This window comes from Paenibacillus sp. FSL R7-0297, assembly GCF_038009025.1.
GTDB lineage: Bacteria > Bacillota > Bacilli > Paenibacillales > Paenibacillaceae > Paenibacillus_AQ.
This window is the reverse complement of sequence record NZ_JBBPAQ010000001.1, coordinates 4,309,326-4,326,770: the sequence shown is the minus strand read 5'-3', so window position 1 is coordinate 4,326,770 and position 17,445 is coordinate 4,309,326. Positions and strand designations below refer to the sequence as shown.

The following is a 17,445-nucleotide window of genomic DNA, read 5'->3' as shown; positions in this document are numbered from 1 at the left end:
TCAGTTTATCCCGCTGCAAAAAAGACAGCGCAGTCAGCCTCTTCCGAAGAGGTCCTGACCACAGCTGTCTTTCTGCATATCACCCTATCTAAACCGCCGTAAACTGGCTATTGTACAAACGGGCGTAATAGCCCCCGCTCCCCAGCAGCTCCTCATGCGTTCCGCTCTCCACAATATCTCCGTCCTTCATGAACAGAATCAGGTCCGACTCACGGATCGTGGACAGCCGGTGGGCAATCACGAAGCTGGTACGGCCGGAGATCATCGCCAGAAAAGCCTTCTGAATCCGCACCTCCGTCAGCGTATCAATACTGCTCGTAGCCTCATCCAGAATAAGCATCGGCGGATCGACGAGCATCACACGGGCGATGGTAAGCAGCTGCTTCTGGCCTTGAGAGAGATTATCTCCCGAGCCGCTTATTTTCGTATTATAGCCCTCGGGCAGCCGTTTGATGAAGCTGTGTGCATTCGCGGCTTTGGCGGCGGCAATGACCTCCGCTTCCGTTGCTTCCGGCTTACCGTAAGCGATATTATCGCGGATCGAACCTCCGTACAGCCAGGTATCCTGCAGCACCATCCCGAAGTTACGCCGCAGACTATCCCGGGTAATCGAAGTAATGTCCGTACCATCAATCCGGATGGTGCCGCTGTCGACTTCATAGAAGCGCATCAGCAGGTTCACCAGTGTGGTCTTCCCCGCTCCGGTCTGGCCGACAATCGCCACGCGCGTGCCCGGCTTCACTTCCAGACTGAAGTTCCTGATCAGCGGCCGTTCCGGGGTATAAGCAAAGCTCACTTTGTCGAAGGTAATGGTACCCTGGCTTCCCTTCATCACTACAGCACCCGGAGCATCCGGAGTCTCCTGCGGCAGATCCAGAATGGTGAAAATACGCTGCGCCGATGCCGTCGCCGACTGCAGCTGGGTAATGACACCTGTAATCTCATTGAACGGCTTCGCGAACAGATTCGAGTAGATCAGGAAGCTGGACAGATCCCCGACGGAGAAGTGTCCGCCGATCACAAGTGCACTGCCTATCATCGCGATCACCGAGAAGGTGATGTTGTTCACCAGACGTGTAGTCGGATTAGACAGAGAGCCGTAGAACTGTGATTTGATCCCTGTCTTGTACAGCTCATTATTCCGCTCCGCGAAGCCTGCAAAAGAACGGTCCTCGTAGTGATAGGCCTGCACTACCTTTTGTCCGCCAACGAGTTCTTCCACATAACCGTTGAGCCCGCCGAGGATTTTGGCCTGCTCCCGGAACATCTGCTGCGAACGCATTGTAATGAAACGGGCGACGAAGAAGGTCGCCGGTGCAGACAGCAGCACCACCAGCGTCATCACAGGGCTGATATAGAGCATTAGCCCGATAGCCCCGGCAATGGTCACAATCCCCGTCAGCAGCGTGGAGAAGCCCTGCAGCAGCCCGTCAGAGACAGCATCCATATCGTTCACGAACCGGCTGATGCTGTCGCCTTGCGGATGATTATCATGAAACTTCAGCGGCAGTGCGTCCAGCTTGTCAAACAGCTCGCGGCGGAGATCGTAAACTGTCCGGTAGGCCAGCTTGTTCGTATAGTAAGTGAGCAGCCAGCCGAAGAAGCTGCCAATCAGATATATGGCTCCCAGGATCAGCAGCAGGCGGAAAATCCCCGGGAAGTCCACCTGATCCGGCCCGATCATATGGTCAACCGCGCGGCCGATCAGCAGCGGTCCGATCAGGCTGGCAATCACACTCAGAATGGCGCAGATGACTGCCCCGATAGTAATCTTCCGGTATTGGCTTGTATATCTAAACAGCCGTTTCCAGGTCGCCCTGCTATTCATTGTACAGCCTCCTCGCTCGAGAGCTGGGACATGCAGATTTCCTGATAGACCCCGCAGCTCTTCAGCAATTCTTCATGCCTGCCGATACCGGCAATCCGCCCTTCATCGAATACAATAATCTGATCCGCCTGTCTTACGGTACTCACCCGCTGGGATACAAGCAGAACCGTCCTATCTCCGCTGTTCTTGTTCAGTGCACGGCGCAAAGCTGCATCCGTGGCAAAATCCAGCGCACTGGAGGAATCATCCAGGATGAGTATAGGCGGACGCCCTACAACCGCCCGGGCAATTGTCAGCCGCTGCTTCTGTCCTCCGGACAAATTATGCCCTCCGCGTGCGACAAGAGTATCCAGTCCCTGCGGCAGCTTGGCAATGAACTCTTCCGCCTGAGCCACCGCTGCTGCAGACATAATCTCATCCCGGGTTGCAGAGGCCTTGCCCCAGCGGATGTTATCGGCAATTGATCCGGTGAACAGCATGGCCTTCTGCGGCACAATGCCAATCCTGCTCCGCAGCTGCTCCAGCCGGTACTGCCGCACATTTACACCTTCCACCAGAATTTCACCCTCTACTGCATCATAGAACCGCGGAATGAGGTTCACGAAGGTCGATTTACCGGAGCCGGTACTGCCGATTAGTCCGACCGTCTCCCCCCGGTGAATGTCGACCGTGATATTCTCCAGCGCAAGCTCACCGGTTGTGTTATACCCGAACGAAACATTGCGGAAGGAGATCACCGGCGCTGAATCATCACGCTTGGCCGCCGGCGCGTCTGCCGCAACCTCGGCAACCGTTGCCGTCATTGCCAGTACCTCGTTGACACGGTTGGCAGATGACGAGGCTTTGGTGAACAGAATAACGAGATTGGATACCACAATCAGCGCCAGCAGGATCTGTGTCACATAGTTGATGAATGCAATGATCTCCCCCTGTGACAGCCGCCCGGCATCGATATGAATGCCGCCTGCCCACAGAATGGCGATAATCGCCGCGTTAACCACCAGCGTGGTTATCGGGCCCAGCCAGGCGGATATCCGTCCGACCCGGATTGCGGTCTGTGTCAAATCCTCGGAAGCTTCATTGAAGCGCTGCTTCTCGCGGCGGCTCTCGGCAAAAGCGCGGATGACCCGGATACCGGACAGATTCTCGCTAAGCACCAGCGCCAGACGGTCCAGCTTGACCTGATATTTGCGGTAGAGCGGCGAGCTGCGCGTAATGATGAAATACAGAATGACTCCGAATACCGGTGTAGCCGCAATCAGGATCAGCGACAGCCGGAAATCCAGAATCATCGACATGATGATCGCCCCGATGCAGATGAATGGCGCACGGATAACCAGCCGGATCAGCATGGCTACGGCCAGTTGGAGCTGATTGACATCATTCGTGATCCGGTTGATCAGTGATGGCGTGCCTATAATATCAAGCTCTGCGTAGGATAACGATGAAATATGCTTGAACATTTTGTTGCGCAGCGATGTGCCGAAGCCCTGTGATGCCCGCGCTGCATAATACTGGCAGATCATGGAGCAGCCGAAGCCGAGGATGGCCATCAGCACCATCAGGGAGCCCATACGGTAGACATAGGCACTGTCCTGCCTGCCAATCCCGTTGTTGATAATCAGGGCCACAATCGTCGGCAGCAGCAGCTCCAGAATTGCCTCCAGCAGCTTGAAGATCGGCCCGATGATCACTTCTTTCCTGTATGGCTTTAGAAAAACAGCAATTTTGAACACAGTAATCCTCACCTAACCTACGTAGTATGTATTCACTCTTGAAAAAAACAAAAGACCCGTTATGATTATGTCATACCTGCTTACATATTAATAATATTGGTTTCGTATCTTTGCCATATGATCTTCATATGGATATGATTGAAGACGCGGGACGGGAGGCTGTAATAACTTGGATATCCGACAATTGAAATATTTCCTTGCGATTGCCGAGGAAGGTCAAATCACCTCAGCTGCCAGGAAACTGCAAATGGCCCAGCCCCCGCTCAGCCAGCAGCTGAAGCTGCTGGAGGAGGAGCTCGGGGTCAAGCTGGTTGAACGCGGTCCGCGCAGCATCCAGTTAACCGATGCAGGAATTATTTTGCGTAACCGGGCACAGCAAATTCTTGAATTAACGGATTCGACCACGAGAGAAATCAATGATTTTGCCAAAGGACTGAAGGGCAGCCTCTCGATCGGCACCGTCTCCTCTTCCGGAGCCACCCTGCTGCATGACCGGCTGGGCGAATTCCACAAGAACTATCTGGGGGTTACTTTTGAAATCCATGAAGGCAATACGTTTATGATCATCGATCTGCTGAACAAAGGCATCGTCGAAATCGGCATTATCCGCACTCCTTTTAATACCAGCAATCTGGAATGTCTGTATCTCAATTCGGAGCCGATGATTGCCGTTATGACCTCTTATTATGATTGGAATTCCGGCGAGGCGGCTATTTCACTCGGGGAGCTTCAGCATAAGCCGCTTATCATTTACCGCCGCTTTGAGCAGCTTATTCGTGAGACCTGCCTGGAGCATGGCTTCGAACCCCAAATTTTCTGCATGAACGATGATGCGCGGACGACCCTGCTCTGGGCCAACGCCGGTCTTGGCATCGGGATAATTCCCAAATCTGCTTTTGAGCTGGCGAATCACGGGAACCTGATCTATAAGGAGATCCGGTGCGAAGCGTTGCATACCCGTGTAGCCGCCGTCTGGATCAAGGACAAGTATTTGTCGTCGCTAGCTACCAAGTTTATCGAGACTTTCCAGGTACGCTAAACGCCAAACGCTGAACCCTGAACAAGAACATACCATTCCGGCTCCCGGCAGCAGTGCAGTTATCCGGCCCGGACATTCTGAAGGATGTCCAATCTCTGCTTCCTTCACCCTGTCCTTCAGGCCGCCTCTAACCCTGCCATCACGCTAGAAGAACCCAAGATTCTGACGTTTCAACACCGCATGGACTAAATGTTGTACATCTTACAACTTGATTACCTGGATACCTGGGTGTTCAGACAGATTGTTGTATGCAATACAAGATTTGTCCCGCTAATCGGCCCGGAGGAGTAAAAATGCTGCCTTTATACAACAATCTTGAAATATAGCCGGGATTATAGTGAAATTGTTGTATTTTGGGCAGGATTTTATATAAACTCTACCCTTCAACAAAAAAATACCCCGCACTGGTCTGCACCAGTAGCGGGGTATTCTTGTATCGCAGGTCCTCTGGCCGGTGCGAACGCCGGTTTAGACCATGATTTTGCAAATATCGTTCGTGAACTGCACCGGATCGTTAACCTGCAGACCTTCAATCAAGAGCGCCTGGTTATACAAGAGGTTAGTGTAAAGACCCAGCTTCTCCTTGTCCCCTTCAGCAGCAGCCTTCAGCGATTTGAAGACATCATGGTGAATGTTGATTTCCAGCACCTTGTCAGCTTGTACATCCTGGCCGCCGTTAGGCATAGCCTTTAGGATTTTCTCCATCTCGATGGTCAGCTCGCCTTCAGTAGACAGGCAGACCGGATGGGATTTCAGCCGCTTCGAGGCTTTGACTGCCTTTACTTTGCCGGACAGGATGCCCTGCATCGCTTCGAACAATCCCTTGTTCTCATTCTCTTCCGCTTCAGAAGGCTTATCCTCAGCACTTTCTTCAATCCCTAAGTCACCGCTGGAGACGTTCTTGAATTCCTTCTCTTTGTAGGACATGATCATCTTGATTGCGAATTCATCGATATCGTCGGTGAAGTAGAGGATTTCGTACCCCTTGTCCAGCACCATTTCTGTCTGCGGCAGCTTCTCGATGCGTTCCACCGATTCACCGGAGGCATAGTAGATATACTTCTGGTCTTCCGGCATTCTTTCCACATATTCAGCCAGTGTAACCAGCTTCTTCTCCTTGGAGGAGTGGAACATCAGGAGGTCCTGCAGCGTTTCTTTTTCCATGCCATAGTCATTGTAGACCCCGAACTTCAGCTGTCTGCCAAAAGATTTATAGAACGTCTCATACTTCTCACGCTCATCCTTCAGCAGGCTCAGGAGCTGGCTCTTGATCTTGCTCTTGATGTTCTTCGCAATCAGCGTCAGCTGGCGGTCATGCTGCAGCAGCTCACGGGAGATGTTCAGCGACAGATCCTCGGAATCCACCATCCCTTTGACGAAGCTGAAGTAATCCGGCAGCAGATCCCCGCATTTGTTCATAATCAGTACGCCGTTGGAGTAGAGCTCCAGGCCTTTTTCATATTCCTTGGTGTAGTAATCGAATGGCGTATTCTCCGGAATGAACAGGATTGCGTTATAGACCACAGCGCCGTCGGCACTGATATGGATATGCTTCAGCGGCTTGTCGAAGCCGTAGCGTTTCTCCGCATAGAAGTTGTTGTAGTCTTCTTCCGTCAGCTCGTTTTTGTTCTTGCGCCAGATCGGCACCATGCTGTTCACCGTCTGCTCTTCCGTTACATCGACGAACTCATTCTCAGCGCCTTCTTTGGGCTGTCTGCCGGTAATGTCCATCTTGATCGGGAAGCGGATGAAGTCCGAATATTTCTTGATGATCGACTTCAGGCGGTACTCTTCCAGGAACTCATCGTAGTTATCGTCTTCGGTGTTCTCTTTGATCTTCAGCGTGATTTCGGTTCCGACAGCATCCTTCTCACAAGGCTCAATCGTGTAACCGTCCGCACCCTGGGATTCCCATTTGAACGCCTGGTCGCTGCCCAGCGCTTTACTGATCACTGTAACATCGTCAGCCACCATGAACGCGGAATAGAAACCTACCCCGAATTGTCCGATGATGTTGTGTCCGTCCTTGGCTTCATTATCCTTCTTAAAAGCAAACGAGCCGCTGTTCGCGATAATCCCCAGATTGTTCTCCAGCTCTTCCTGCGTCATCCCGATTCCGGTATCGGAAATGGTTAACGTACGGCTTGCCTTATCGGCGGTCACTTTAATGTAGTAATCCTCTTTATTGAACACCAGGCCTTCATCGGCCAGTGCCTTGTAATAGATTTTGTCGATGGCATCGCTTGCATTGGAGATCAGTTCCCGCAGAAAAATCTCCCGCTGCGTATAAATGGAGTTAATCATCATTTCCAGCAGTCTTTTGGATTCGGCTTTAAACTCTTTTTTGGCCATGAATAAATAAATCTCCTTTCAAAAATAACCTTCGGATTGCGGATCATCGTTTAGCACTCCACTCACCTGAGTGCTAACACTACCTTTTATATAACATATTCTCGTTTTTGATGTCAATATCTTGCTGCATATAGAGCTCCGCTCAAAAAAGAAATGAATTCTATTTTAGTCCATGTTAGCATTCGGAATGTACTCATTACAGCGAAAGAAAGGACAATGAAACGATGAAAATCCAGCTCGAAACGCTTCCAGCAACACGTATTGCTTATATGCGCCAGACAGGCCCCTATGGTCCCGGTAACAGTAAGGCTATGGAGGCCTTAAAGGAGTGGGCACGTGCACACCAGCTGCTTACCGGATCAGCCATCCTCTTCGGGATTCCCCAGGACAACCCGGACACCACCCTGCCTGAACACTGCAGATATGATGCCTGTATCAGCGTGCCAGAGAACGCCCCAGCGGATAAGTCTATTCACTACGGTGAAATTCCCGGCGGGACCTATGCGGTTGTTACTATACAACATACCGCTGAGGCTGTTCAAAAAGCATGGACGGAGATCCTCCCCGCCCTCTACAGCAGCGGACATCTGCTCGATTACCAGCGGCCGGTCATGGAGAGATATACAGGTGATATGATCAGCAATCATCTTTGCCAGTTGTGTTTTCCTGTGCACTAAGTTAGAAGCTGAGTTTTCCGCCATGGTAGCAGTAGTAGGATTGTGCGTTAAGAGCTTTTAACCGGTTCAACGACTGCTCTGCACTCTCCAGGTCGATACAATACTGCGGATTCGCAACAGCCAATGCACTCCCCTCATTCACTGCTGCATCCCCGGTTATGACAATGCCCAGTGCCGGAAAATACAAAGAAATATGACCTGACGTATGCCCCGGGGTGGCAAGGACCTGACACTTACCATCCAGAATGCACTCTCCATCCCGGACCGTCTGATTCACCGGAACATGCCGCAAATTCTTCAATAGCTGTACAAACTCTTCACCGGACGCCTGTTCTTCTTCAGGCATCTCCACTAGCAGAGCTTCTGCCTGGATCAGCCGCTCAGATTTCATCAGGCCTAAGATCGATGGGCTCTCCACTTCGCTCGCGATGACCGTAACGGACGGGTATTTCTCCACGAACTCATACAAGGCGCCGATATGGTCATCGTCGTAATGGGTAATAATGATATTCTTCAGATTCAAGGGGTCGTACCCCAGCCTCAGGATCTCCTTCTCTATCAAAGGCATGAAAGCGGGATAACCGGTATCGACCAGGGTTAACTCTTCCCCGGATACAATGAGGCTCGGGTAAATGTAATATGGCTGTCCTTCATACTCAAACTGAATAGGTAGCTCAATGATATTCATATGATCCTCCGCATGTCTATATTAGAACATTGCATACTTCGCTTGCTCAGGCTTCCACCCTCACAGTACAGCGGCTTTAGCCTTCGCATCCTCACGCAGCATCTGGATCAGTGACTGGAGCGGCAGCGACTTCCACTTCTTCGGATGGAGCAGGAGTTGCAGATCGAAATGAATCTCCGGATGGGCAAAAGACAGCTCGGCGAGATTCCCCCGCTCGATCTCCTCCTCAGTCACAATTCTCGGCAGCAGCGCGATGCCCAAGCCGTTCCGCACACAGCGCTTGATCGCTTCCAGATTCGACAGCTCAAAACCGATCCGGAACACAATCCCGTGCTCCCGGAGCAGGTTCTCGAACAGGCTGCGGTAGATACAGCTCTCCTCCGAGACAATCAGCTCACAGTTGTTGAGATCCTGCAGCGTAACCCGCGCCAGGCTTGCCAGCGGATGACTGGCAGGCGCCACGAGAACGAGCGGCTCCTCCCGGATGATTGTACGCTCAAGCAGGGTATCCACTGTGCTGCGGTCCAGGAGGAGGCCAATATCGACCTCGCCGTCCCTGATTTTGGAGACCAGATTGGCCTCCTGCTCCGTTTGCAGATGAATGTTCAGCCCGGGGAACATGGTCCGCAGCTGCTGCAGGAACGGCGGCAAATAAAAGGCGGCAAGTGAATCAATCGTCCCGATCGTCAGTGTGCCGCCAATCTGCTGGGCAATTGTTTCTTTGGAGCGGTCGTACAGATCAAGAATCTCCACGAACAGCTTCAGCAGCTCTTCCCCCGGCGGAGTCAGACGCAAGGCCCGGCCATGCCGCTCTATCAGCGGTACGCCGTATTCCTTCTCGATCTTCTGAATCTGCATCGTTACACTGGACTGGGCATAGCCCAGTTCTTCAGCCGCACGGGTGAAGCTCTGCCGCTTAGCAACCTCGCGGAAGGTCCGCATATAGGTTAAGTCCATATCATCCACCCTAACATCAATATTATTGATAACCTACATCATTTATTATAGCTAACGACGATGCAATAATCCATGGTACAGTAGGATAAAAGGATTTTACAATTTTGGAGGACGATATTCATGTTAACAGAAGAACAGATTTATGGAATCTATGTTCCCGTGGTAACCCCGTTCCATGCCGCCGGCGAGATTGATCTGGAGTCGTATCAGCGGTATGTGAACAACATCATCAAGAACAGTATTCATGGTCTGGTCGTTAATGGAACCACTGGAGAATCGCCGACAGTCAACATACAGGAATTGCAGACACTCGTGGATGCATCACGCGAGCTTTTGAAGTCCAGTCCGATCCCGCTCGTGGTAGGTACGGGTACGAACGATACCGCTTCTACTGTAGCCCGCACAGAGCTTGCCGCGAACTCCGGTGCCGATGCCGCACTGGTTGTTGTCCCTTATTACAGCCGTCCTTCACAGGAAGGCATCATCGCCCATTTCCGCAAAGCGGCTGAGGTCGGTCTCCCGGTCATCGCGTATGATATTCCCGGCCGCGCCGGTGTCGGCATGTCCGTAGACACCGCCCGTACGATCCTTGAGATGAACAACGTTGTCGGGTTAAAAGACTGCTCAGGCTCTCCGGTGCTGGTCTCCGAGCTGTCCCGCCACGGCTCCAAGCCGGTTCTCTGCGGCGATGACTTGAACTTCTTCGATATGCTGGGCTGCGGAGCCGCCGGTGGTATGCTGGCCTCGGCCAATGTATATACTGCCTCCTATCTCAGCATCTACGAACAGTACAGAGCCGGCCAGGTTGACGCCGCACAGGCTGCCTTTGATCAGCTCGTGCCGCTGATGAAGCTGCTGTTCAAGGAATCCAATCCGGCGCCGATCAAATGGCTGCTCAGCGCACGAGGTGAGATCTCCTCCGACACGCTCCGCCTGCCGATGACCTCCATCAGCGCTGCGCTGCGTGAAGAGCTGGGTGCTTATCTCGCCGGGTAACTTCTTCTACTCAGAATGGTAACGATAAAGGTAACATCGGCGAAACCGCCGCTTCTCAGTCAGGGACTGGAAAGCGGCGGTTTTTGCTTGTTCTTCTACCAAGTAATGTTTGACGAGTAAATGATGTTTGACTAGACGCTTCCTTACATTTCTCACAAGCATAAGAGCCCATTGTATGCGATAAACCGAATACATCCGCAAAGGTTCTACCTCAAATCAAATAAAGCAGCCTCCCAAGGGAAGGCTGCAGTTTATCTTACATTATTCATCTCAAAGAGTTATTGAGATCTGCCTGCTTTGGCCGCAGGACGGCTGCTGGGGCGTCCGTTCTGGCTGCTGCCGGGTCTGCTGCCAGATTGGCTGGACCGGTTAAACTGTCCACCACCCGGTTTATTGTTTGAACCGCCCCCTGGACGGGACGCAGATTTTTCGCCCGGCCGGCTGCCGGAGCCTGCTCTGTTGCCGGACTCGCCAGCAGGCCGGCTGCTGCCAGCCCCGCTGCCCGCATAGCTACTGCCTGATGCGCTTTTCGCACCGCTGCCCGCATAGCTACTGCCCGATGCGCTTTTCGCTCCGTTGCCTGCATAGCCACTGCCCGACGCGCTTTTCGCTCCGCCGTTACCGGCGCCTTGCTTGCCTTGCGTGAACCATTCCGATTTCGGCTTGCGTGCCGGATTCGTTTTGGCTTTCTGCGACGGTTTGGCCGGTGCTTTGCCTGGACGGTCTGCCAGCAATGCCAGATTGCTCTTGGACATCGGATAAGCATGATCCTTCACTTCCGGAATCACCTTGCCGATCAGCTTCTGGATATCCTTCAGGTATGGAATTTCCTCAGCTTCGCACAGCGAGATGGCAACTCCGCTCATTCCCGCACGGCCGGTCCGGCCAATACGGTGAACGTAGGTTTCCGGAATATTCGGCAGGTTGAAGTTGATGACATGGGATAGCTCATCAATATCAATCCCGCGGGCGGCGATATCTGTAGCTACCAGCACACGTGTCGCGCCGCTCTTGAAGTTTCTCAGCGCATTCTGGCGGTCATTCTGCGATTTGTTGCCGTGAATAGCCTGGGCGGTAATATTAATTCGGGTCAAATCGCGGGTTACCCGGTCAGCTCCGCGCTTGGTGCGGGTGAAGACGAGCGCTGACACGATCGAAGGATCCTGCAGCAAACGGTTCAGCTGATTCTGCTTATTACCATTCTCCAGCAAATAAATCGATTGCTCAATTCTGTCTACGGTCGAAGATACCGGAGTAATCTCAATTTTCACCGGGTCCACTAGCAATGTCTTCACCAGCTGTGAGATCTCCGCCGGCATCGTTGCCGAGAAGAACAGCGTTTGCTTCTTGGCCGGCATTTTGGCAATAATCCGCTTCACGTCATGAATGAAGCCCATGTCCAGCATGCGGTCCGCTTCATCCAGCACGAGAATCTGCACATGCTGCAGATCCACATGTCTCTGGCTGATCAGATCGATCAATCTGCCCGGTGTAGCAATCAGAATATCTGCACCCTGGCTAAGCGCCCGTTCCTGGGCCTTCTGGGATACCCCTCCGACAATCGCTGTCGAGCGGATCGTTGTGAACTTGCTGTACGCCTGAATATTCTCGGAGATCTGCAGAGCTAGCTCTCTGGTCGGGGTCAGAATCAGGGAACGGATACGTTTCGCTCCGCCGGTTCTGGCCGGCTGCTGGCTGAGCAGCTGAATAATCGGCAATGAAAAAGCTGCGGTTTTTCCGGTACCCGTCTGGGCGCAGCCCAGAATATCTCTGCCGGCCAAGGCCGCAGGGATGGATTCCTCCTGAATTGGAGTCGGGGATGTATAGTTTTCCAGGCTCAGTGCCTTGAGAATCGGGGGAATCAAGTTCAAATCGTTAAATGTCATTTTATCTCCTTAATTTTGAGTACATATATTAGCAAGCCATTAATCACTGTATATATCATCTGCGGCGTCTCCACATAGCGCTCGTCAAAGTCATAACACATAATGATAACACGTTTTGCCATTAAAAAGAAGCGATACTTTCATCTCCCCTCTTCAAAACCAATATACGCCGGACTTTTTTCAGTTGTTCTTTAATGTTTTTCGAAAAAACAAGAAAAAAAGCAGAGGATTTCTCCCCTGCCCGTTACTTTGCAATAATATGATAAGACTAATCTACGATTTCAGCAGTATCGCCGTTATTGGCACCTGCAGCGTTAGCTTCGTCGGTGTCGATATGCATATCAAGCTTGAAATTGTCGGATACGCGCGCAATCACGTTCTCCAGCACAAGGCCGCGTTCGCCGCCAAGGCGTACTTTGAGGAGCTGCTTGTCGGCAATGCCCCAAGCTTCTGCTTCAGAAGTGTGGAAGTGGATGTGACGGGCTGCCACGATGACACCAGTCTCCAGTTCAACTTCACCGGCTGGACCTTTGATAGTGATGCCTGGTGTTCCTTCGATATGACCGGATTCACGGACAGGTGCTTTCACGCCGAGGCTGAATGCGTCTGTGCGGGATACTTCCAGCTGCGTGGCCGGGCGGGCAGGTCCGAGAATTCTTACTTTGTCGAACTTACCTTTGGTACCGATTACTGCCACTTGCTCATTTGCTGCGAATTGTCCTGGTTGTGAAAGAGGTTTGAACTCAGTCAATTGGTAACCTGCTCCAAACAATGCCTCCACGTGCTCCTGCGTAAGGTGAATATGTCGGGCCGACACACCTACGGGTACAGTCTTGCTCATTTTTAAGTCACTCCTTGTATTTTCTCTAGTATCTGTACAAGCCACTGAACATTATACATCTTATTACCCATAAAAAAAAAGACCCTCATCACAATGAGCGCCTTTTTTTGGACATTTTGCGATTCGATATATGGATTGTCATAACTTCGCCATTTTATCATCCTACTGTGGAAGGCGCCGGATTGGAGTCTGCAAAAGAAGGCAGATGATTTCTCAGGAAGGTCATCGCATTCCCGCTCAACCAGCCCTTCACTTCCTCCTCGGGGTAGTACCTCAGCAGCAAGTCGGTAAACTCCGCATATTTCCCCGGATGCTCAAGGCCTTCGACCCACATCTCAATGCCGTCAAAATCTGATCCGAACATGAGCTGCTTCGTGCCTCCCAGCGCGCAGACATGTTCAATATGCCTCCGCACATCATCCACCTTCGCCCCTCCCCCATCACGAACAAACCAGGGGACAAAGGTTAAACCCATCCGCCCGTCCATCGCAATCAGCGCCTGAATCTGCTCGTCACTCAAATTACGGGGATGGCCGCAGATGGCCGAGCTATTGGAATGTGATGCTATGAACGGGCGTATACTGCGTTCCGCCAACTCCCAGAAGCCTGCCGGTGCCAGATGGGACACATCCAACAGCATGCCGCTTCCGTTGCACCACTCGATCAGCTTCCTCCCCTTCTCCGTGAAACCACCATTGCGCGGCTCCAGCACACCGTCCGCAGCCCAGTTGGCGTAATTCCAGGTTACCCCCAGGAAACGCACTCCCAGCTCAAAGCACAGCTGTGCATAGAACAGCTTGCCCTCCAGACCGTCCACGCCTTCCAGAGAGAGCATCCCGAAGGCAGGGGCTGTTAGTATCTGTTCATCTGCCTCTTCCTTCCAGCGGAGCCACTGCAGGCCCCCTAGGCCAGCTACCTTCTGCCGGAATAATTCAATTTGCCCGAGAACATCCTCAAACTTCGCTCTCCCGCGGTCCGCCGACAAATAAACCGCAAAAACCTGAAGTTTGACATTCCCCTCCACCAGCCGCTCTGCCGTCACATCCAGACGATGGTCATTCTTGAAATCTATCTCCGGACTGGCCTGCAGCTTGCTTAAGGCATCGCAGTGGAAATCCGCCACTCTCAGCTTCTTGACACTCACTGTAAAGGTCATCTCCCTTCTCTTGAAGAACAGAAATAACGGTGGAATCTCTTATTTATAGTGTATGCCACAGCATCAGGGAAGAGACGGGACAGTAAATGAACACGGCTACGCAGTCCTATATGAGACGTGGTGTTTCAGTGATAAATAGAAGGAGAGGTTATCATGCGAAGCATATACATTCTAATATATCAAAATAACCCCACAAAGCGGGGCAACCCAAAAAATACAAAAACCTGTTTACAGTGTAAACAGGCTCAATCTAAAAAGGTCATATAATTATCTGGGTTCAACAATAAGTTTGATCGCCGTCCGGTCTTCCCCATCAATCACTATATCCGTAAAAGCCGGGATACAGATCAAGTCGACTCCGCTAGGTGCGACAAATCCCCGGGCGATGGCAACTGCTTTGACTGCCTGGTTCAGTGCTCCTGCTCCAATAGCTTGTAGCTCGGCCGATCCACGTTCGCGAAGAACACCTGCTAGTGCGCCAGCAACGGAATTTGGATTGGATTTAGCTGATACTTTTAATACATCCATAGTAAGTACCTCCCCTGGGAAAATGATGGTGTTCTTCTTCCACTACAGTAGATGTTATTCGCGAGAGAAGATTTAATTCCTTCTTTTTGCGGACCTCTCCGGAGAAATTAGTTCAAAAGATACTCTTTTTCGATATAATAAATATCACACTTAACCCAAAACAAGCGATTTTTCCCGAAAACCCTGATTTTTGTCAATCCTCTAGCTCATCACCCATTCATCTTCACGCAGCCGGATCTTCTCCAGTCGTGTCGCCTTACCCGTAGCTTCATCAAGTTCTACAAATAAACCGTGCAGCTGCCATTTGCCTTCGTCGACCACAAACCGGGAGGGAAGCTGAGTTGTAAATTTATAGATGATCGCATCCTTTTCCATACCCAGAATTCCTTCTCTTGAACCAACCATGCCCGCATCTGTTAAATAAGCCGTGCCTCCAGGCAGGATCACATCGTCATTGCTCTGTACATGAGTGTGCGTTCCAACAACGATCGAGGCGAGGCCGTCCATGAAATAGCCCATGGCAATTTTTTCGGAGGTAGCTTCAGCATGGAAATCAACCAGAATACATTTATACTCTCTGCGCAGCTCTTCCACAATCTCCTCGCCAATGCGGAAGGGATCATCAATCGCCGGTAGGAAGGTGCGGCCCTGCAGGTTCACAATTGCCAGCTGTTTGCCGTTGCCTTTAACGACTGTGTACCCTCTGCCCGGAGTCCCCGGCGGAAAATTAGCCGGACGGATGATCCGCGGCTCGTCATCAATGAACTCAAAGATATCCTTGTTGTCCCAGGTGTGATTGCCCATCGTAATCCCGTGCACACCCCAGTTGAAAAATTCATTGGCTATAGCCGCTGTGATCCCTCTTCCGGCTGCTGCATTCTCACCATTGGCAATAATAATATGCGGCTGATATTTACTTTTCAGAGATGGCAGCATTTCTCGCAATGCCTTTCTGCCCGTATTGCCAACGATGTCACCGATAAATAAAACTTTAATGATTTTCTCCTCCTAAAAGTTTTGTATGAAAGAAAAAAGGCCCCGCAGGGGGGCCGATTTCCTTGCTTATTTAGCGTATTCTACAGCGCGTGTCTCACGAATAACGGTAACCTTGATATGACCCGGATAATCCAGCTCACTCTCAATCATCTTCGTAATGTCACGGGCCAGACGGAAAGCTTCAGCATCATCAATTTTCTCAGGCTGTACCATTACACGGACCTCGCGGCCTGCTTGGATAGCATAGGATTTCTCAACGCCCTCGAAGGACTCGGAGATCTCCTCCAGCTTCTCCAGACGTTTGATGTACGTTTCCAGGGTTTCGCGGCGTGCGCCGGGACGTGCAGCTGACAATGCATCAGCAGCTCCGACCAGCATAGCAATCACCGAGGTAGCTTCGCAATCTCCGTGATGGGATGCGATACTGTTGATAACCACCGGATGTTCTTTGTACTTCTTCGCCAGTTCGACGCCGATTTCAACATGCGAGCCTTCTACTTCATGATCAAGCGCTTTGCCGATATCATGCAGCAGTCCGGCACGTTTTGCAAGCACGATGTCTTCCCCAAGCTCACCGGCCATAAGTCCAGTCAAATAAGCAACCTCCATGGAGTGCTTAAGTACGTTTTGACCGTAGCTCGTACGGAATTTCAGACGGCCCAGAATTTTGATCAGATCCGGATGCAGACCATGAACGCCAACCTCGAAGGTAGCTTGTTCACCGTATTCACGAATCCGCTCATCCACTTCTTTACGGGATTTCTCCACCATTTCTTCAATCCGTGCCGGATGGATACGTCCATCAGCTACCAGTTTCTCAAGTGCTGTACGGGCCACCTCGCGGCGGATCGGATCAAATCCTGACAGTATAACCGCTTCCGGCGTATCATCAATAATAAGATCAATCCCCGTAAGAGTTTCCAGGGCGCGGATGTTACGGCCTTCGCGGCCAATAATCCGGCCTTTCATCTCTTCATTCGGCAATGTAACAACAGAAACCGTGGTTTCTGCCACATGATCAGCTGCACAGCGTTGAATAGCCAGTGTAATAATCTCGCGGGCTTTCTTGTCCGCTTCTTCCTTGGCCTGCTGTTCTATTTCCTTAATCATCTGAGCAGTTTCGTGGCGAACTTCCTGTTCTACATTGCTGAGAATGATACTTCTGGCATCATCGATGCTCAGATTGGAGATACGTTCCAGCTCAGTAACCTGATTCTTGTAAATAACATCAATCTGCTGTTGGGTTTCATCAATTCGTTTCTCTTTGTTAGCTACTTGTTCTTCTTTTCGTTCAAGCGATTCCATTTTTTTATCCAGCGATTCTTCCTTTTGCAGCAAACGTCTCTCTTGCCGTTGGATTTCATTCCGACGTTCACGAGTTTCTTTCTCAGCTTCGGTACGGATTCTATGAACTTCGTCCTTAGCCTCGAGTACCGTTTCCTTCTTCAGCGCCTCCGCCTCTTTCTTCGCGTTCTCCACGATGACTACGGCTTCTTTCTCTGCGCTTGAAATCTTAGCTTCTGCAAGGGATTTACGAATAAAATAACCGAATCCAAAGAATGCTGCAGCTACAACGAGAACGATAATGACCCAGATCACTGTTTCCATCTGTTCACCTCCTCGTTGATATCCTCCAAGGCTTACCCTTGGGTATTTGTGCAGTTGTTAAACTATCCGTTCATCACCATACAAAAAACCGGTAATACACCGATTGCCATACTGCACATGCTGCACATGCACACTGCCCGCCTTATCCGGCGATTAC

Annotated in this window: 14 protein-coding genes; 3 read left to right on the top strand and 11 right to left on the bottom strand. The window is 51.3% G+C overall.

Features of this window, described 5'->3' with window-relative positions; all coding sequences use genetic code 11:
• Nucleotides 1-88 precede the first annotated feature (88 nt).
• Both MKZ24_RS19025 and MKZ24_RS19020 read right to left on the bottom strand, forming a co-directional pair.
• Nucleotides 89-1,828, bottom strand: a complete 1,740-nt coding sequence (locus MKZ24_RS19025) for an ABC transporter ATP-binding protein (protein ID WP_340785507.1) — start codon at nt 1,826-1,828, stop codon at nt 89-91.
• Nucleotides 1,825-3,564, bottom strand: coding sequence for an ABC transporter ATP-binding protein (locus MKZ24_RS19020; protein ID WP_340785504.1), 1,740 nt, complete (start codon nt 3,562-3,564; stop codon nt 1,825-1,827). Before MKZ24_RS19020 ends, MKZ24_RS19025 begins: the two co-directional genes overlap by 4 nt.
• Nucleotides 3,565-3,733: 169 nt before the next feature.
• Between MKZ24_RS19020 and MKZ24_RS19015 the strand changes: the two genes are divergently transcribed.
• Nucleotides 3,734-4,603, top strand: coding sequence for a LysR family transcriptional regulator (locus tag MKZ24_RS19015; RefSeq protein WP_042237054.1), 870 nt, complete (start codon nt 3,734-3,736; stop codon nt 4,601-4,603).
• 468 nt (nt 4,604-5,071) lie between these two features.
• Here the strand turns inward: MKZ24_RS19015 and htpG are convergent, their stop codons facing one another.
• A complete protein-coding gene (htpG, locus tag MKZ24_RS19010) occupies nt 5,072-6,955 on the bottom strand; it encodes a molecular chaperone HtpG (RefSeq protein WP_042237056.1) in 1,884 nt (627 codons plus the stop codon).
• Nucleotides 6,956-7,179: 224 nt separating this feature from the next.
• Here htpG and MKZ24_RS19005 point away from each other — a divergent pair, with 224 nt between their 5' ends.
• Nucleotides 7,180-7,632 carry an AraC family transcriptional regulator gene (locus MKZ24_RS19005; protein WP_042237058.1) on the top strand — a complete coding sequence of 151 codons (453 nt, stop codon included), beginning with the start codon at nt 7,180-7,182 and terminating at the stop codon, nt 7,630-7,632.
• A 1-nt stretch (nt 7,633) separates the two neighbouring features.
• On the opposite strand, the gene MKZ24_RS19000 is transcribed toward MKZ24_RS19005, so the two are convergent.
• Nucleotides 7,634-8,320 carry an MBL fold metallo-hydrolase gene (locus MKZ24_RS19000; RefSeq protein ID WP_042237061.1) on the bottom strand — a complete coding sequence of 229 codons (687 nt, stop codon included), beginning with the start codon at nt 8,318-8,320 and terminating at the stop codon, nt 7,634-7,636.
• Nucleotides 8,321-8,380: 60 nt separating this feature from the next.
• Nucleotides 8,381-9,277, bottom strand: a complete 897-nt coding sequence (locus tag MKZ24_RS18995; protein ID WP_340785499.1) for a LysR family transcriptional regulator — start codon at nt 9,275-9,277, stop codon at nt 8,381-8,383.
• A 120-nt stretch (nt 9,278-9,397) separates the two neighbouring features.
• On the opposite strand from MKZ24_RS18995, the gene dapA reads away from it, so the two are divergent.
• Entirely contained in the window at nt 9,398-10,273 is an 876-nt protein-coding gene (gene dapA / locus MKZ24_RS18990; RefSeq protein WP_042237063.1) for a 4-hydroxy-tetrahydrodipicolinate synthase, read from the top strand.
• A 278-nt stretch (nt 10,274-10,551) separates the two neighbouring features.
• Here the strand turns inward: dapA and MKZ24_RS18985 are convergent, their stop codons facing one another.
• The 6 genes from MKZ24_RS18985 to rny all read right to left on the bottom strand — a co-directional run bounded on the left by MKZ24_RS18985 (nt 10,552) and on the right by rny (nt 17,288).
• Nucleotides 10,552-12,159 (bottom strand): DEAD/DEAH box helicase, encoded by a 1,608-nt coding sequence (locus tag MKZ24_RS18985; protein ID WP_340785496.1) that lies wholly within the window; start codon nt 12,157-12,159, stop codon nt 10,552-10,554.
• Between the two features lie 268 nt (nt 12,160-12,427).
• Nucleotides 12,428-13,000, bottom strand: coding sequence for a phosphate propanoyltransferase (gene pduL / locus MKZ24_RS18980; protein WP_340785495.1), 573 nt, complete (start codon nt 12,998-13,000; stop codon nt 12,428-12,430).
• Between the two features lie 157 nt (nt 13,001-13,157).
• Nucleotides 13,158-14,156: a dipeptidase gene (locus MKZ24_RS18975; protein WP_340785492.1), complete on the bottom strand. Its 999-nt coding sequence runs from the start codon at nt 14,154-14,156 to the stop codon at nt 13,158-13,160.
• 267 nt (nt 14,157-14,423) lie between these two features.
• A complete protein-coding gene (locus MKZ24_RS18970) occupies nt 14,424-14,684 on the bottom strand; it encodes a stage V sporulation protein S (RefSeq protein ID WP_019910496.1) in 261 nt (86 codons plus the stop codon).
• Between the two features lie 201 nt (nt 14,685-14,885).
• Complete coding sequence (locus MKZ24_RS18965) at nt 14,886-15,680, bottom strand: TIGR00282 family metallophosphoesterase (protein ID WP_340790186.1); 795 nt, start codon at nt 15,678-15,680, stop codon at nt 14,886-14,888.
• A 66-nt stretch (nt 15,681-15,746) separates the two neighbouring features.
• Nucleotides 15,747-17,288, bottom strand: coding sequence for a ribonuclease Y (rny, locus tag MKZ24_RS18960; RefSeq protein WP_042237068.1), 1,542 nt, complete (start codon nt 17,286-17,288; stop codon nt 15,747-15,749).
• Nucleotides 17,289-17,445: the final 157 nt, after the last annotated feature.

Excerpts from the sequence above, each read along its gene's own strand:
- MKZ24_RS19025 (WP_340785507.1), bottom strand. The coding sequence starts at position 1,828 with ATGAATAGCAGGGCGACCTGGAAACGGCTGTTTAGATATACAAGCCAA.
- htpG (WP_042237056.1), bottom strand. The coding sequence starts at position 6,955 with ATGGCCAAAAAAGAGTTTAAAGCCGAATCCAAAAGACTGCTGGAAATG.
- MKZ24_RS19005 (WP_042237058.1), top strand. The coding sequence starts at position 7,180 with ATGAAAATCCAGCTCGAAACGCTTCCAGCAACACGTATTGCTTATATG.
- MKZ24_RS19000 (WP_042237061.1), bottom strand. The coding sequence starts at position 8,320 with ATGAATATCATTGAGCTACCTATTCAGTTTGAGTATGAAGGACAGCCA.
- MKZ24_RS18995 (WP_340785499.1), bottom strand. The coding sequence starts at position 9,277 with ATGGACTTAACCTATATGCGGACCTTCCGCGAGGTTGCTAAGCGGCAG.
- dapA (WP_042237063.1), top strand. The coding sequence starts at position 9,398 with ATGTTAACAGAAGAACAGATTTATGGAATCTATGTTCCCGTGGTAACC.
- MKZ24_RS18985 (WP_340785496.1), bottom strand. The coding sequence starts at position 12,159 with ATGACATTTAACGATTTGAACTTGATTCCCCCGATTCTCAAGGCACTG.
- pduL (WP_340785495.1), bottom strand. The coding sequence starts at position 13,000 with ATGAGCAAGACTGTACCCGTAGGTGTGTCGGCCCGACATATTCACCTT.
- MKZ24_RS18975 (WP_340785492.1), bottom strand. The coding sequence starts at position 14,156 with ATGACCTTTACAGTGAGTGTCAAGAAGCTGAGAGTGGCGGATTTCCAC.
- MKZ24_RS18970 (WP_019910496.1), bottom strand. The coding sequence starts at position 14,684 with ATGGATGTATTAAAAGTATCAGCTAAATCCAATCCAAATTCCGTTGCT.
- rny (WP_042237068.1), bottom strand. The coding sequence starts at position 17,288 with ATGGAAACAGTGATCTGGGTCATTATCGTTCTCGTTGTAGCTGCAGCA.